We start from the raw sequence: 15,070 nt of genomic DNA, 5'->3' as shown, positions 1-15,070 counted from the left end.
GATGGTCGCGCGTTGCGCTGAATGATTGAATAATCAACAGGCCGCTTTTCTTCTTCATCCGTACAAAACCATGGACCCCTTGTCCGATGTGCTGTCGATGCTCACGGTGAGCAGCACGCTCTCGTCGCGCTTCGAGGCGCGCGGGCGCTGGGCCTTCCGCTATTCGCAGTACGCCTCGCACATCAAGCTGGGCTGCGTGCTGTCGGGGCGCTTCCAGTTGCACGTCGACGGTGCGGCACCCGTGGTGCTGGAGGCGGGCGACTTCTTCCTGCTGACCAACGGCCTGCCCTTCTCGGCCGCGAGCGATCCGCCGGGGCCGGTGCAGGACGGCACGCACCTGGCGCGCGACCATCGCGGGCCCGACGGCGTGCTGCGCTACGACGGCCAGGACGCGAGCGACGCCTCGCGGGTGGTGCTGGCCAGCGGCCGCTTCGCGCTCGACGGCGAGGCCGGCGAACTGCTGCTGCGCCACCTGCCGCCGCTGATCCACCTGCGCGCGAGCGACCCCGGCGCGCGGCCGCTGGTGGGCCTGCTCGACCTGCTGGGCTGGGAGACGGCCGAGCTGCGGCCGGGCGCGTCGATCGCGCGCACCAACCTCGCGGCGCTGGTGCTGGTGCAGGCGCTGCGCGTGCACCTGGCGAACGCGCCGCAACCCGAAGGCTGGCTCGGCGCGATGGCGGACGCGCGCATCGGCCAGGCGCTGTCGCGCATGCACGGCGACATCGCGCAGCCGTGGACCGTGGCGCGCCTCGCGCAGTCGGCGGGCATGTCGCGCACGGCCTTCGCGGTGCGCTTCAAGTCATTGACGGGGGCCACGCCGCTCGAGTACCTGGGCGGCTGGCGCATGACGGTGGCGCGCAATGCGCTGCGGCGCGGCGACGAGGCGATTGCGCGCATCGCCGAGCGCATCGGCTACCAGTCGGAGACGGCATTCAGCGCCGCGTTCAAGCGCGAGACCGGCGAGAGCCCCGGGCGCTTTCGCACGGCCAGCCGCGGTGAAGGCGCGTTCGGACTCTAGAGACTCGGGCGCCTTCAGCGAACCTCGCAGTCGACCGTGCCCGCCTTGCTGGCCGCGGTGGCGCCCTGGATCGCGCTCGACGGGCTGAAAGTCGGCGGCGGCGTGAACAGGATGGCCGGGTTCTTGGGCACGACGATCGGCGGCTGGGTCAGCGAGGCGGTGTAGCCGAACTGCCCCGCCGTGAAGTTGGTGGCGCCGCCCTTGTTGCTCACCACGATCTGGCCGTCCGTCACCGACACGTACAGGCCCGGCGGGATGGTGGCAGGACGCGGCGGCGACGGCGGGTTCTGCGCGAGCGCAGGCACGCACGACAGCGCCGCCAGCAGGGCACAGGCAGTGGCGAGGAAGATCTTGTTCATCGGGTTCTTTCTGCTTGCGTGCGTGTTCATGGCTGCGTGCCCGCCTCGGGCAGCGTCAGGGACACGGTCATGCTGGCGTTGCCCTTGAGCATGCCCGCCGGGGTGTTGATCACGGTGGCGTCCTTGCTGCGCTGGCCGACGACGCCGGCCGTGCTGCGAAAGCCCCCCTGCGCCAGGCCCAGCTCGATGCCGTCGCGCTGCGGCTGCGCGGCGTCGTAGCTGTAGCGCGTGACCACCAGCAGCGACTGCGGCTGCAGGATCAGCTCCGCGCCGTCGCTGAACTTCAGCTGCGCGTAGGCACGGCTCTCGGTGGTGAGCGTGTCGCCCTGGTGCACCGGCGAATCCACCGCCAGCAGCCGGGTCACGCCTTGCGCGCTGCGCGCGGCCAGGATGCCCGAGAGATTGGTCACGGTGCCCACCACCTGCGCGTGGGCCATGGGTGCCAGCGCCAGCCAGCCGATGAGGCCCAGCAGGCCCGCGATGCGTCGTGTCGTCGATGTCATGGGCGTGGTCCTCAGTTGCAGTACATCTTCTTGGAGGGCTGCTGGCTCTTGCCGGGGTCGGAGGCCGACGCGACCTTGGTCGCGTCGTCCTTCTTGTCGTCTTTCTTGTCCGCGGTCTTGTCGTTGGTCGAGGGGGGCGAGGCTGGCGCCGTCGAGTTCACGTTGGGCTCCGTCGGGGAGGACGGGCCGCCGCTCGGGGGCACCACGCTGGTCACGGTCTTGATGATTTCATTGGTCGCCGTCTGCACCGGCCTGGTCGGCTCCGACGCCGTGGGCGGGCTCAGCACCTGGCACAGCGCCGAGTTGGGCGCGATGGTGCAGATGTCGGCCGAAGGCGGCAAGGCGGGTGTGGGCGTGGGCGCGGGCGTCGCGGTCTGCACCGGCGCGGGGCAGCCCAGCAGCGTGGGGCTCACGGCGCACACGGCGGCGGTCGGCAGCACGGCCGCGCATCCGGCGAGCGCGCCGTTCGCCACGCATTGCGCCAGCGTCGCAGCACCGCCTCGCAACCGGGCAGCGCGGGGTTGGTGGTGCAGGCGCCCAGCGAAGGCGCAAGGGCCGCCGTGCTGCGCGCCACCGAGATGCCGCCGGCCGCGTAGCTCACGGTCAGCGTGGCCGTGGTGTCGGGCGAGCTCTGCACCGGCGCGTTGACGCGGTCGAAGGTGCCGGTGCTGTTCGGGCCCCGCGCCACGATGAAGTCGGCCGTCGCGCCCTTCGCGGGCAGCACGCCGCCGAGCCCGCCCAGGTTGAGCGTGCCGGCCAGTTGCGCCGAACCGTCGATGTCGAGCAGGTCGAAGCCGCCGCCGCCGACCTTGATGTTCAGGGTGCCGCCGGCGGTCTGCATGTAGTTGCCGCCCAGCGTGAGCGTGCCCGCCGTGCTGGCGGTGCCGGGCGACACGATGCCGTTGTTCACCAGCAGCCCGCCGCCCAGCGCGACCGTGCCGCTGCCGCTGATGCTGCCGTTGTTGTGGATGTCGGCGCCGCCGCTGCCCAGCGTGGCGCCGGCCTGCAGCACGATGGCGCCGCTGTTGGGGTTGTCGATGTCCATGCGCGCATCGAGCGTGCCCTGCTCGATGCGCACCGTGCCGCCCGCGCTGTTGGTCAGCGGCACGGCGACGAAGCCGGTGCCGGTCTTCACCACGAGCCCGCCGTTCACGAGGCGGCCGTCGCCGGGCACGAACGTGGCGTTGTTGCCCAGGTTGAGCGTGCCGAGGTTGTTCCACGTCGTGCCGCCCCCGAGCTGCAGTTCGGTGCTGGCCACGTTCACGACGTTGCGCGTGGTGAGCATGCTGCCCGGCCCCGACGCCAGCAACAGGGTCGAGCCGCCCATCGACAGCGCCGGGGCCGTCGCCTTGAGGTCCACCGCTCCGAGCAGGTTGATGCCGCTTTGCCAGGTCATGGCGCCGGCACCGGAGAAGTCGACGCCGCCGTCCAGGTTCGCGCCGTTCAGCGTGAGCCGTGCGCCGCCCGCCACCCGCACCTGCCCGCCGAGCCGGGCGCCCGTCAGCGTGAGCGCGCCGCCGTCGACGTTCACCGTGCCCGCGCTGTTGAGCGTGCCCGAGATCGGCGCGCCGTCGCGGTTGACCGACAGCGTGCCGCCCGCGCCCAGGTTGACGGTGCGCGCGACGATGGCCGAGCTGGCGTCGGTCAGCGAGGTGGTGCCGCCCGTGATGTCGAGTGTGCCCATGCCGGGCGTCTGGCTCTCGGTCACGGTCAGCACGCCGCCGCGCAGGTTCAGGTCGGCGTTGAGCGTGGCCGCGTGGCTGGCGCCCGAGTCGTCGTTCTGCCGGTTGCTGTTCAGGTTGAGATCGAGCTTGCTGTTGGCGCTGGTGATCGCCGCGTTGATGACGATGCGGTTGCTGGCGTTCAGCGTGAGCGCCGAGTCGATGGCGCCTGTCTTGGCGATGGCCGACGACACGGTGATGTCGCCGGGCTCGTTGCCGTCGGGGCCGGTCGTGATGGTCACGTCGGTGCCGTTGTCCAGCTGCGTCTTGATGACGTTCGCGCCGATCTTCGCGCCCGCCGAGGTGGACACGATCACGCCCACGCTGCCTTCGGTGCCGGTGCTGCCGTCGCCGGCCACGATCTCGATGTTGCCCGGGTCGATGTGCCACTCGCCGTCGCGTCCCACCACCGGCGCCTTGACCACGTCGAGCGAACGGCGGCCCGAGGTGTCGACATAGCCGCCGCGCCCCGCGCTGCCGGTGGCCGACACGCGGCCGTCGATGACGGCGGCGTTGTCGGCATACAGCACCACGTTGCCGCCGCTCGTGCCGTTGGCGCTGATGTCCGACGTGGCCGTGGTCTTCAGGTCGCTTGACGCGCGCAGGAACACGCGGCCGCCTTCGCGCACCACGCTGTCGGCGTTGATGCTGCCGCTGTTGGTGACCAGGCCCGCCGCGATGCCGATGCGCCCGGCCTCGGCCGCGATGCGCCCGAGGTTCTTCACCTCGCCCGGCGTGCTCGTGACGGCCACCGACACGCCCGGCGTGCCGGTGTCGACCAGCTGAACCGTCTGCCCGGCGGCCAGCAGCACTTCGCCGTGGGGCGCATTGAGCGTGCCGCTGTTGACCACGCTCGGGCCCACCAGGTAGATGCTGCCGCCGCTGGCGGCATTGATGGTGCCGGCATTGTGCACTTCGCCCGCCGTGGCCGCGCCGCGGAAGGTGAGCCGGCCCGCGAGGAAGTCGCTGTCGCTCACGTTCAGCGTGCTCGCGATGAAGCTGCCCACGTCGATGCGCGCGCCCGGCCCGACCATGATGCCGGCCGGATTGATGAGCCACAGCCCGCCGTTGGCCTTGATCTGCCCGTAGATCAGCGACGGGTCGCCGCCGGTGGTGCGCGCCAGCAGGGCCGACGTGCTGCCCGGCTGGCGAATGTCGACCAGCGCGTTCGCGCCCACGTTGAAAGTCGCGAAGTTGACCAGCGCCTGCGGCGTGCCCTGCAGGATGTTGAGCGTGCTGCCGTTCTGCTGGAACGACACGTTGCCGGAGGTCACGCTCCAGCCCGTGGGCAGCGCGCCCGGCAGCGGCTGGGCCCACGACGAGGCACCGCCGCCGGCCAGGCACAAGGCGGCCGCGGCCAGCGAGAGAAGACGGCGTCTGAAATTCGGGCGCATGGTGTGTTTGCCTTGTGTGGGTTTTTCAGAACGCCAGCATCGCGCTCAGGTGGGCGCGCCAGTCGCCGCGCTTCTCGGTGAACGAAGGGCCGGCGTCGTTGACGCGTGCCACGTCCAGCCGCAGGCTGAAGTCGCGGCCCCAGCCGTAGCGCGCGCCCACGCCCATGCTCGACACATGGACCCGGCGCGGCAGCGTGGTGCCGGCCGTGCGGTTGTTGCTGCCCTGCCCCGCGTCGAAGAAGACCAGCGCGCGCAGCTGGCCCGGCACACCGGCCATGGCGCCGAGCTCGGGCGTGTAGAGCTCGGCGTTGACGACCACGCCGCTGTCGGCCGTGACCGCGCGCTCCTCGAAGCCGCGCACCAGCGACTGGCCCGTGAGGCCGAACTGCTCGCTCGCGACCAGCGCCGTGTTGGCGTACTGCGCATTGCCCGCCACGCGCGCCTGCCAGCCGCCCGTGAAGCTCTTCGCATACGAGGCGCTGCCGCGCAGCACCACGAAGCCGTCTTGCGTGCGGCGGTTGCCGGGCGTGAGGTACGAGTAGCGGTCGATGCGGCCGTCGAGGTTGGTGTAGCGCGTGCCGCTCGCAATGTTGCGCGACACGCCCGCGCTGTAGGCCAGCGCTTCGTCGATGCTGTCGCGCTGGCCGATGTAGGTCAGGCTCAGCGGCATGGTGACGTAGGGCACGCACGAGGCGATGGGCGGCGTCGGCGGCGCGATGCTCACCTGCTCGCCGCCCACGTCGCAGCGCGAGTCGATGCGGCGGCGGTCCAGCCCGACCACCAGCTTCGACGTGCGCTCGCCGCTGCGGCCGAGAAAGTGGTTCCAGCGCAGGCCGTACACATCGCCCTTGCCGGTGAAGCCGAGCACGCCGCCCAGCGTGGGCGAGCTGGCCGGCGAGTTCACGCTCGAGCGGCCGTAGATGAAGTCCAGGCTGTCGCCCAAGCCGTACAGCGGAATGCGATAGCCCAGCGAGTACAGCCGCAGCCGCATGCCCGAGGGGCTGTCGGGCGAGGTGGTGTAGGCCAGCGTGCCGACCTGGTCGCGGTTGAACAGATTGGCGTGCTGCAGCGCCACGCCGGTGCGCCAGCGGCCGCTCGAAGGCGTGCCGGTGTTGTCGAGCGTGGTGATGACGCGCAGCGGGTCGTGGTCGACCACCGCCACCTTGGCGTCGATGGTGCCGGGCGTGGCGCCTTCGGCCAAGGTCACCCCGACCTGCTTGGCGGGACTGTCGTTGGCCAGCTGTATCGATTCGGAAATGGCGCGCAGGTCGGGCACGCGGCCGGTCTGCAGGCGCGCGAGGCTGGCGCGGATGTTGTCCGAATCGAAGTGCGTGTTGCCGCTGACCGTGACCGACGAAACGACGCTTGCGCTCACGCGCAGCTTCACGGTGCCGCCGGTCAGTTCCTGCTCGGGCACCGAGACCCGCACCGTGGTGTAGCCGGCCTGCGTGTAGGCCTGCTGCAGCGCATCGACCGCGCGCTGGATGTCGCCGTAGGCGCGCCCAGGGCCGGCCATGGGCGCGACCAGCCGGTCGACTTCCGTGCTGCCGAGCAGCGTGTCGCCCTCGACCTGGAAGCGCGCGATGTCGAAGCGCTCGCCCTGCGCGTGGGCGGCCCAGCCCGCGATTGCCAAGGCCGCGGCCACGCCGCACCGGGCCCAATGTCTCTTCAAGCTTCGACTCATTTCTTCGCCCATGGAAGTACCGATGGCTGAACAAACGACGCGCGAGTGCAGCCTTGTTCAGGTTGCTACATATGGTAACTTAACGTAAACGAAAGTGTGAGTGTGTTGCTGCGCTGTATTGGCAATGAGGGCGTGGTTTGTTTCAAACCGTCGCCCCACGGCAACGGCGCCCTCTCAATCCGGCGCCGCGTCGAGCTGCAGCACCAGGTCGCGGCTGGCCTGGTTCATGCCCGAGACCTCCACCGTGCTGCCGTGCTTGCGCAGCCGCTCGACCACCTTCCGGAGCGCCGCCACGGCGGTCACGTCCCAGAAATGCGCCTGTGACACGTCGATGCGCACCGGCACGCCGTCGATCTCGCGCACGTCGAAGGCGTCCACCAGCATGTCGGAAGAAGCGAAGAACACCTGGCCGGTGACGCGGTAGACGCGGGTGCCCTCCTCCTGCACCGCATGCACATGCAGCAGGCGCGCCACCTTGAAGGTGAAGAACACGCCGCTCAACATCACGCCCGTGGCCACGCCGGCGGCCAGGTTGTCGGTGGCGACCGTGACGGCCACCGTCGCGAGCATCACCGCGCTGGACATGCGCGGGTGCCGCACCATCGCGCGCAGCGAGCCCCAGTCGAAGGTCGAGGCCGACACCATCACCATGATCGCCACCAGCGCCGCCACCGGCACCTGCGACACCCAGGGCTTGAGCAGCACCATGAGGATCAGCAAAAACGCGCCCGCGAACAGCGTCGACAGCCGACCGCGCCCGCCGTAGCGCACGTTGCTCACGGTCTGGCCGATCATTCCGCAGCCCGCGATGCCGCCGAAGAAACTGGCCGCCACGTTGGCCACGCCCAGGCCGCCGCACTCGCGGTTCTTGGAGCTCGGCGTGTCGGTGAGCTCGTCGACCACGCTGGCCGTCATCATCGATTCGAGCAGGCCCACCATTGCGATGGCGAACGCGGGCAGCGCGATGATGCGCAGCGTCTCCAGCGTGAGCGGCACGTCGGGCAGCGCAAAGGCCGGCAGCGCGCCCGGCAGTTGCCCGAGGTCGGCCACCGTCTTGAGCGGCAGCCCGAGCCAGTGGCCCGCCAGCGTGACCACCACGATGCACACCAGCGGCGACGGCACCGCCGTGGTGATGCGCGGCAACAGGTAGATGACCGCCAGCCCGAGCCCGACCATGGCCCAGGTCGCCATGTTGGCGCCGATGAAGTGCGGCATCTGCGCCGCGAAGATCAATATCGCGAGCGCGTTGACGAAACCCGTACGCACCGACGACGACACGAAGCGCATCAGCACGCCCAGCCGCAGCAGGCCGAACACGATCTGCATCGCGCCGGCCAGCACGCCCGCCGCCAGCAGATACGGCAGGCCGTGCGCATGCACCAGCGGCGCGGCCACCAGCGCCACCGAGCCGGCCGCGGCCGACACCATGGCCGGGCGCCCGCCCGTGAAGGCGATGACGATGCCGATGACGAAAGAAGCGAACAACCCCACGGCCGGATCGACACCGGCCACGAAAGAAAAAGCGATGACTTCGGGAATGAGCGCGAAGGTGGCGACCGCGCCGGCCATCAGTTCGCGGGGAATGCTGGGGCACCACTCGGTGCGCCAGCGGCTGTGGGAAGAGGAAGACATGGAAAAAAAAGCAAGGCAGCCCGCAGGCCGCGCGCAAGGCGGCGGTGCGGAAACAGGAGCAGGACGGAAGAAAGGAAGCCGGCGCGCGGCTTCGCGGGTTCCGTGGATGTGGCGGCGGGCCAGGCCGCCGCGCGCGTCACCGCACCCGCGTCAAGGAGGCGTCGGCCGCGAGCAGCCCGACTGCCGGCGGCGAATGGGGAAGCGGGGCATCCTCGAACACATGGGCCGCGATTGTAGGCAGCCCGGCGGGTCCACTTCACCGAGCCACACCGAGCTACACCGAGCTACACCGAGCGGGTGATGCCGCCGTCCACGCGCAGGTTCTGCCCCGTGATGTAGCCCCCGCCCTCCGACGCGAGAAAGCCGATGACCGCCGCGATCTCGCTGCTCTTGCCGTAGCGGCCCATCGGAATGCGCGCGCGGAACTCGGCCTTCTCGGGCAGGCTGTCGATGAAGCCCGGCAGCACGTTGTTCATGCGCACGTTGTGCACGGCGTACTTGTCGGCAAAGAGCTTGGTGAATGCGGCCAGGCCCGCGCGGAACACGCCCGAGGTCGGGAACACCGGGTCGGGCTCGAAGGCCGCGAAGGTCGAGATGTTGATGATCGCGCCGCCGCCCTGCTTGACCATCAGCGGCGCCACAAGGCGCGCGGGGCGCACCGCGCTCAACAGGTACACGTCCATGCCGCGGTGCCAGTCTTCGTCGGTGATGTCCAGGATGGGCGCGCGCGGCCCGTGGCCCGCGCTGTTGACCAGCACGTCGACCCGGCCCCACTCATGGACCACCTTGTCGACGAGGCGCTGGATGTCGTCGTTCGACTGGTTGGAGCCCGTCACGCCGATGCCGCCGAGTTCGGCCGCCAGCGCCTCGCCCTTGCCCGACGAGGACAGGATGGCGACGCGAAAGCCGTCATCGGCCAGCTTGCGGGCCGCGGCCGCGCCCATGCCGCTGCCACCTGCGGTGACGATGGCTACTTTTTTCTGCGCTTCGGAAGACATGCGAGGATTCCTTGGTTGCTTGCGAAGGACGCATTTAGCCAAGGATTCGGGGAGCGTGCACGGGACACGGGGTGGTTTGCGCGCAAACCTCCACGGGCTCAGGCATCGCTCGCGCGCGCCATTCGCGGCGCATCGAAGCGCTCAGGGGCCTGAGGCGCGCCCGCCAGGTCCGCGCGGGCCGACTGGAAGCAGTCCGTGCCGGCAGGAAGCAGCACGCCCGTCTGCGCCGAGCCGGTCCAGATGTGCGCGCTGATCGACATGGAGTTCGGATCGTCGAAAGCCCCTCGAGAAATCGCGCGGTACTCGGGCCAGCGCTCGAACGTGAGACCGAGCGTGGTGCCGCATCGGGGGCAGAAGTGCACATGCACCTGCTTCGCGCTGCTTTCCGACCTGTGCGCGTAACGCGCCATCGGCTCGCCCGAGAATTGAACCGCGTCCATCGGGTACGTCGACTGCGCGTAGGACGTCGAGCCCGTCATGCGCTGGCAGGCCCTGCAGTGGCATTGCAGCGTGCGCACGGGCTCGCCCAGGGCGACAAAACGCACCGACCCGCACAGGCACCCGCCCTCACGCCTGGTGGTCACGCCGACCTCCCGTGGGGTGCTCCGAGCACAAGGCAATGCGACCCGTCATGCGGCCTGCTTCAAAGGCCCGGCGAACTTGTAGGCGCTGAGGACAAGGCCTGACGGCGTTGCCTTCGTGCTGACGAGTTCGAAGGAACGCGCCGGGGTTCCCTCTGCAAAGAAGCGCTTGCCCGCGCCCAGCAGCACCGGGTAGACGATCAGCATGGCTTCGTCCGCCAGCGCGTGTTCGAGCAGCGTCGACGTCAGCGTGGCGCTGCCCCAGACGACCAGGTCGGGGCCGGCCTGCGACTTGAGGCGGCGAACGCCCTCGACGACATCGGGCCCCAACGCTTCGAACGGACCCCACGCGAGGCTTTCCGGGCGGTGGGTCACCACATGCTTGGTCGCCGCATTCAGGCTGTCCGACATCGGACCGCTCGGTGCCTTCGGCCAGAAGGTCGACCACATGTCGTAGGTGCGACGTCCGAGCAGCAGGTCGAAGCGCGCACCATGCGCGGCCAGAACCGCATCCCGGCCCTCGGGCGTGCGATAGGGCGCGGTCCAGTCGGCGTAGGGAAAACCGTCTTCGTCGGAGGTCTGGATCACGCCGTCCAGCGAGACGTGCGCCATGATCTTGAGCTTTCTCATTCGGGTCTCCTTGGGCGTGGGTGGGCCAGTCGCGACTTGAAGGGGGTGTTGCGGATGGTAATGGCCCCGGGGGCCGGCGACCGCGCTCAGCCTTCTGGCGCAGGTGCAGGTGCAGGCGCAGGTGCGGGTGCGTCGCCCTCCAGGCGCGCCTCGACGACGAAGGCCTGCAGCTCGGCCATCCTGCCGTCGCGAAAGCGCCAGACATCGCAGTACGCGCTGCGGGTTGCCTTGCCGGCTTCGTCCTTCAGCGTGATCTCGCCGAGGGCCGCGAGAAAGTCGCCGTCGGCGATCAGGCGGTGCACCTCGAAGCGGGGCGGCTCCTTGTAGGTGGTCGCCATCCATTCGCGAACGGCCTGCTTGCCGCTGAGGGTTCTTTCGCCGACGAAGGTCCATTGCGTGTCGTCGGTGCAGCACGCAAGAAATCCTTCGTGGTCGCCTCGGGTGATGGCCGCATTGGCCTTGTGCAGCACGGCCTTGTGGGTTTCGGACATCCGGAATGCTCCTGTGTTCGCCCCCGCGTGCGAATGCAGGCGAACCGGCGAATGCTAGGTTCTAGCAATCCGGCTTGTGCGCCACTGCCGGTGTGCCCGCCACGACGCGTCGGACTTTGGCTCGTCGCCCCACCGGCAGCGCGCACCGGCGCGTCGAACTCAGACCGAAGGCATCGTTGCGCGCATCGACGCACGCTGGTTGAACGCCTCGAACCACTTCGCGCTGTTCGGCGCGCCGGCGCGCCAGTCGACCGCCGGGAAACGGAAGTCCATGTAGCCCAGCGCGCAACCGAAGGCGATGGTGCCGATGTCGACGCGCTCGCCGAAAGAAGGCGCCACCGTCTCGAGCCATTCGAGGCCCGTGCGCACCTTGGCCAGTTGGCCGTCGGTCCAGTCGGCCCAGCGCAGGGCTTCGGGGCGCAGCACGCTCTCGTAGCGCGCGAGCAAGGCGGCGCCCGTCATGCCGTCGGCCAGCGACAGCTCCGTCAGGCGCGCCCAGCGGTCTGCGCCTTCGGCCGGGAACAGCTTGCCCGACTGCGTGGCGTTCAGGTACTCGCAGATCACGCGGCTGTCGAACAGCACCTGGCCGTCGTCGCTGATGAAAGTCGGCACCTGGCCGAGCGGGTTCTTCGGAATGATGGTGGCGTCGCGCACCACCGGGCCGGCCGCGCTCGGCAGCTTCTCGATGCGGTCCGCAATGCCGAGTTCGTGCGCCACGACCATGCACTTGCGCACGAAGGGAGAAGCAGAAGAGAAGAAGATTTTCATGGGGGTGATGAAGAGGATGGCGAGGGGTTGTCTGTCAGTGGTGTTCCGCGGCGCCGCGGGCCATGTGCATGGCCGCGACCCAGCCGAAGGTTAGCGCGGGGCCGAGCGTGATGCCCGGCGCGGGGTACTCGCCGCCCATGACCGAGTGCATGTCGTTGCCCGCCACGTAGAGGCCGGCAATGGGCACGCCCTGCGCATCGAGCGCGCGGGCGCTGCCGTCGGCGCGAATGCCCAGCGCGGTGCCGATGTCGCCGGGGTACACCTTCACCGCGTAGAACGGCGCCTGCTTCACCGGCGCGAGGCAGGCGTTGGGCTGGTGCTCGGGGTCGCCGAGGTAGCGGTTGTAGGCGTCGCCGCCCTTGCCGAACACCGGATCCTGGCCCTGCGCGGCCAGCGGGTTGTATTTGGCGACGGTGCGCGCCAGGCCCGCCGGGTCCACGCCCGCCTGCTTGGCGAGGCCTTCGAGCGTGTCGGCGCGGTACAGGTAGCCGGCGCGCACCAGGTGCTCGCGCGGACGGCCGCCGGGCAGCGCGAGGCCCAGGCCCCACTTCTCCATGAACACGCTGTCGCACACCAGCAGCGCGGGAATGCTCGCGGCCTTGGCATTGGCATTCGCGCGGTACATGCCGCGCACGAACTCGTGGTACGAGGTCGACTCGTTGACGAAGCGCTCGCCCTTTGCATCAACCGCGATGAGGCCGGGCTTCGCGCGGTCCCACACCAGGTGCGGATAGCGCAGCACGCTGCCGTCGGGCCGCGTGAGCAGCGACACCGGCGCCCACAGCGCGGGCCCCGCATGACCGGTGCCGAGCACGCCGCCGGCCTGCTGCGCCATCGCGATGCCTTCGCCGACATTGTCTTGCGGCGACATCGAGTACGGGCCGGTCGGTGCCGGGTAGTGCTGGCCGCGCATGCCGGCGTTCCACGGAAAGCCGCCGGTGGCGACGACCACGCCGCGCCGCGCGCGCACGGTCATGTCCTTGCCGTTGCGGCGCAGTTGCACGCCTGTGACGGCGCCGGTCGCGTCCTTCTCGAGCCCCAGCGCGGGCGTGTCGAGCCAGAACGGAATGCCTTCCTTCAGCACGCTGTGAAAGAGCCGCGCCGCCAGCGCGTTGCCCAGCAGCAGGCGCGTGCCGCGGTGGTAGCCGCGCAGCCGGTCGCCAAAGTAGCGCAGCACCATCTTCACGCCGTGCTTCCACGACGCGAACGAACGCCACACACCGAGCAGGTGCTTCACGTCGGTCATGTTGACCATCATCCCGCCGAGCACGCAGAACTCGGGCAGCGGGTCGCGCAGGGTCTTGAAGTGCGTGCCCAGCCGCCGGCCGTCGAACTCGATGGGGTCGAGCGAGCGGCCGCCCATGGCCGCGCCTTCGCGGTCGGGGTAGTAGTCGGGCGAGTAGGTGCGCGCGGCCAGCTTCACGTCGGTGCGCTCGCGCAGGTAGCGCAGGGCGAGCGGGCCCGCGTCGAGAAAGGCATGGCGCAGCTCTTCGTCGCCGGCCGCGCCCACGGTGTTCTGCAGGTAGGTCCAGGCCTTGCCGCGCGTGTCGGGGTGGCCAGCCGCGGCGGCCTGGTCGTTGAGCGGGATCCACACCGCGCCGCCCGAGATGGCGGTCGAGCCGCCGATGCGGTCGGTCTTCTCGACCACGAGCACGTCGAGGCCTTCGAGCTTGGCGGTGAGCGCCGCGCTGAGGCCGCCCGCGCCGCTGCCGATGACGATGACGTCGTATTCGGCCTTGTCTTGCGGCTGCAGTTGTTGTTGCCGCGCCATCAGGACCCCGAGCCTCCGAGCGACTTCCCGCCGTCGACGAACAGCACCTGGCCGGTCACGAAGCAGGTGGCGGGCGATGCGAAGAAGGCCACCGCGTTGGCGATGTCCTCGGGCTTGCCCGCGGCGCCCGTGGGTTGCAGCGCGAGCTGCGCGGCCAGGCGCTCGGGCGACAGCGCGCGCAGCAGCGGCGTGTCGATCAGCCCCGGCGCGATGGCGTTCACCATGATGCCGCGCGCGGCCAGCTCCATGGCGCTGGCGCGCGTGTAGCCGACCAGCGCGGCCTTCGAGGCCACGTAGTGCGCGTGGTTCTTCGCGCCCAGGTACGCACGCGACGCGATGTTGACGATGCGCGCGCCGTCGGCCATCTTGCGCGCGGCCTCCTGCGTGAGCGTGGCCACGGCCAGCAGGTTCACTTCGTACATGCGGCGAAAGTCGGCCGAGCTCACGTCGAGGAACGCGCGCTCGTCGAAGATGCCGGCGTTGTTGACCAGCGCGGTGAGCGGCGGCAGGGCCTGCACCATCGCGCGCACGGCGGGCTCGTCGGTGAGGTCGATGGCGCGGCATTCGACGTCCAGGCCCGCGGCGCGCAGCACCTGCGTTTCGCGCGCGGCGAGCTCGCCGTTGTAGTCGGCCATGACCACGCGCCAGCCGTCGCGCGCCATGCGCTCGACGATGGCGCGGCCCATGCCGCTGGCGCCCCCCGTCACGAGGACGAGCGGCTTGTCTTCACTGCTGTTGTTCATGATTGTTCCGTTGAAGCGCGGCCGTCAGACCGCCAGGTAGCCCCCGTCGACCGGCAGCACCACGCCGTTGACGTAGCTGGCCATCGAGGACGCGAGAAAGACGACCGGGCCGGCAATTTCGTCGGCCTCGCCGTGGCGCTTGATGGGCACGCGGCTCATGTACCAGTCGGTGCCGTGCTCGGTCTCGCGCTGGCCGGCGGTCATGTCGGTGACCATGAGGCCGGGCGCGACCGCGTTCACGCGCACGTTGAAGGGCGCGAGGTCGCGCGCCAGCACCTGCGTGAGCGAGCGCACGCCGCCCTTGGCCACCACGTAGCCGGCCGACGAAATGCCCGCGCCGAAGGCCACGATGGACGACAGGTTCACGATGTTCCCCTGCGTGCGCTTGAGCGCCGGCACGAAGGCCTGCGTGACGTTGAACACGCCCTGCAGGTTGACCGACATCACGCGGTCCCAGGCTTCGCGCGCGCCGGGCTCGTCGAACTTCGAGCGCGCGGAAATGCCCGCGTTGTTGACCAGCACGTCGATGTCGCCGTGCGACGCCGCAACGCGCACCGCCAGCGCATCGACCGCGGCCGCGTCGCTCACGTCGACGCTTTCGGCGTCGGCACGGCCGCCCGCCGCGCGGATCGATGCGGCCACCTGCTCGGCCACCTCGAGGTCGCGGTCCACCACCAGCACGTGCGCGCCTTCGGCGGCCATGCGCCGGGCGATGGCCTCGCCCAGGCCGCGCGCGGCGCCGGTGACGAGCGAGAGTTTGTCTTTCAGAAGCATGGA

At 70.1% G+C, this 15,070-nt stretch carries 15 protein-coding genes; 1 reads left to right on the top strand and 14 read right to left on the bottom strand.

What is annotated here, in order from left to right:
* The first annotated feature begins 70 nt into the window (after positions 1 to 70).
* A complete protein-coding gene (locus tag BMG07_RS04390; protein ID WP_198083528.1) occupies positions 71 to 1,018 on the top strand; it encodes an AraC family transcriptional regulator in 948 nt (315 codons plus the stop codon).
* A 14-nt stretch (positions 1,019 to 1,032) separates the two neighbouring features.
* On the opposite strand, the gene BMG07_RS04385 is transcribed toward BMG07_RS04390, so the two are convergent.
* From BMG07_RS04385 to BMG07_RS04320, 14 genes are all read right to left on the bottom strand, one after another.
* Complete coding sequence (locus BMG07_RS04385) at positions 1,033 to 1,377, bottom strand: hypothetical protein (protein WP_198083527.1); 345 nt, start codon at positions 1,375 to 1,377, stop codon at positions 1,033 to 1,035.
* Positions 1,378 to 1,403: 26 nt separating this feature from the next.
* Entirely contained in the window at positions 1,404 to 1,880 is a 477-nt protein-coding gene (locus BMG07_RS04380; RefSeq protein ID WP_198083526.1) for a hypothetical protein, read from the bottom strand.
* 11 nt (positions 1,881 to 1,891) lie between these two features.
* A complete protein-coding gene (locus tag BMG07_RS04375; protein WP_198083525.1) occupies positions 1,892 to 2,320 on the bottom strand; it encodes a hypothetical protein in 429 nt (142 codons plus the stop codon).
* The gene (locus BMG07_RS04370) at positions 2,290 to 4,995 is read right to left on the bottom strand and encodes a filamentous hemagglutinin N-terminal domain-containing protein (protein WP_198083524.1); all 2,706 of its coding nucleotides are present in this window, start codon (positions 4,993 to 4,995) and stop codon (positions 2,290 to 2,292) included. Before BMG07_RS04370 ends, BMG07_RS04375 begins: the two co-directional genes overlap by 31 nt.
* A 25-nt stretch (positions 4,996 to 5,020) precedes the next feature.
* Entirely contained in the window at positions 5,021 to 6,667 is a 1,647-nt protein-coding gene (locus BMG07_RS04365; protein ID WP_269758638.1) for a ShlB/FhaC/HecB family hemolysin secretion/activation protein, read from the bottom strand.
* A gap of 186 nt (positions 6,668 to 6,853) precedes the next feature.
* Positions 6,854 to 8,311 (bottom strand): SulP family inorganic anion transporter, encoded by a 1,458-nt coding sequence (locus BMG07_RS04360; protein ID WP_198083522.1) that lies wholly within the window; start codon positions 8,309 to 8,311, stop codon positions 6,854 to 6,856.
* A gap of 284 nt (positions 8,312 to 8,595) precedes the next feature.
* Complete coding sequence (locus BMG07_RS04355) at positions 8,596 to 9,309, bottom strand: SDR family oxidoreductase (RefSeq protein ID WP_198083521.1); 714 nt, start codon at positions 9,307 to 9,309, stop codon at positions 8,596 to 8,598.
* Positions 9,310 to 9,407: 98 nt separating this feature from the next.
* On the bottom strand, positions 9,408 to 9,893 hold the full coding sequence (locus BMG07_RS04350) for a GFA family protein (protein WP_198083520.1): 486 nt from the start codon (positions 9,891 to 9,893) through the stop codon (positions 9,408 to 9,410).
* 45 nt (positions 9,894 to 9,938) lie between these two features.
* Positions 9,939 to 10,520 carry a dihydrofolate reductase family protein gene (locus BMG07_RS04345; RefSeq protein ID WP_198083519.1) on the bottom strand — a complete coding sequence of 194 codons (582 nt, stop codon included), beginning with the start codon at positions 10,518 to 10,520 and terminating at the stop codon, positions 9,939 to 9,941.
* 86 nt (positions 10,521 to 10,606) lie between these two features.
* Positions 10,607 to 11,011, bottom strand: a complete 405-nt coding sequence (locus BMG07_RS04340; protein WP_198083518.1) for a nuclear transport factor 2 family protein — start codon at positions 11,009 to 11,011, stop codon at positions 10,607 to 10,609.
* Between the two features lie 159 nt (positions 11,012 to 11,170).
* Positions 11,171 to 11,779, bottom strand: a complete 609-nt coding sequence (locus BMG07_RS04335; RefSeq protein WP_198083517.1) for a glutathione S-transferase — start codon at positions 11,777 to 11,779, stop codon at positions 11,171 to 11,173.
* Positions 11,780 to 11,813: 34 nt separating this feature from the next.
* Entirely contained in the window at positions 11,814 to 13,550 is a 1,737-nt protein-coding gene (locus tag BMG07_RS04330) for an FAD-dependent oxidoreductase (protein ID WP_198083516.1), read from the bottom strand.
* Positions 13,550 to 14,293, bottom strand: a complete 744-nt coding sequence (locus BMG07_RS04325; RefSeq protein WP_198083515.1) for an SDR family NAD(P)-dependent oxidoreductase — start codon at positions 14,291 to 14,293, stop codon at positions 13,550 to 13,552. The genes BMG07_RS04330 and BMG07_RS04325 overlap by 1 nt, the downstream gene beginning before the upstream one ends.
* A gap of 24 nt (positions 14,294 to 14,317) precedes the next feature.
* The gene (locus tag BMG07_RS04320) at positions 14,318 to 15,067 is read right to left on the bottom strand and encodes an SDR family NAD(P)-dependent oxidoreductase (RefSeq protein WP_198083514.1); all 750 of its coding nucleotides are present in this window, start codon (positions 15,065 to 15,067) and stop codon (positions 14,318 to 14,320) included.
* Positions 15,068 to 15,070: the final 3 nt, after the last annotated feature.

The organism is Variovorax sp. E3, from assembly GCF_016082275.1.
In the GTDB taxonomy this organism is placed as follows: domain Bacteria; phylum Pseudomonadota; class Gammaproteobacteria; order Burkholderiales; family Burkholderiaceae_C; genus Variovorax.
The sequence above is the reverse complement of the archived record's forward strand: the minus strand, read 5'-3'. Positions and strand labels throughout refer to the sequence as shown.

Excerpts from the sequence above, each read along its gene's own strand:
- BMG07_RS04330 (WP_198083516.1), bottom strand. The coding sequence starts at position 13,550 with ATGGCGCGGCAACAACAACTGCAGCCGCAAGACAAGGCCGAATACGAC.
- BMG07_RS04370 (WP_198083524.1), bottom strand. The coding sequence starts at position 4,995 with ATGCGCCCGAATTTCAGACGCCGTCTTCTCTCGCTGGCCGCGGCCGCC.
- BMG07_RS04345 (WP_198083519.1), bottom strand. The coding sequence starts at position 10,520 with ATGAGAAAGCTCAAGATCATGGCGCACGTCTCGCTGGACGGCGTGATC.
- BMG07_RS04335 (WP_198083517.1), bottom strand. The coding sequence starts at position 11,779 with ATGAAAATCTTCTTCTCTTCTGCTTCTCCCTTCGTGCGCAAGTGCATG.
- BMG07_RS04380 (WP_198083526.1), bottom strand. The coding sequence starts at position 1,880 with ATGACATCGACGACACGACGCATCGCGGGCCTGCTGGGCCTCATCGGC.
- BMG07_RS04360 (WP_198083522.1), bottom strand. The coding sequence starts at position 8,311 with ATGTCTTCCTCTTCCCACAGCCGCTGGCGCACCGAGTGGTGCCCCAGC.
- BMG07_RS04385 (WP_198083527.1), bottom strand. The coding sequence starts at position 1,377 with ATGAACAAGATCTTCCTCGCCACTGCCTGTGCCCTGCTGGCGGCGCTG.
- BMG07_RS04325 (WP_198083515.1), bottom strand. The coding sequence starts at position 14,293 with ATGAACAACAGCAGTGAAGACAAGCCGCTCGTCCTCGTGACGGGGGGC.
- BMG07_RS04340 (WP_198083518.1), bottom strand. The coding sequence starts at position 11,011 with ATGTCCGAAACCCACAAGGCCGTGCTGCACAAGGCCAATGCGGCCATC.
- BMG07_RS04355 (WP_198083521.1), bottom strand. The coding sequence starts at position 9,309 with ATGTCTTCCGAAGCGCAGAAAAAAGTAGCCATCGTCACCGCAGGTGGC.
- BMG07_RS04390 (WP_198083528.1), top strand. The coding sequence starts at position 71 with ATGGACCCCTTGTCCGATGTGCTGTCGATGCTCACGGTGAGCAGCACG.
- BMG07_RS04320 (WP_198083514.1), bottom strand. The coding sequence starts at position 15,067 with ATGCTTCTGAAAGACAAACTCTCGCTCGTCACCGGCGCCGCGCGCGGC.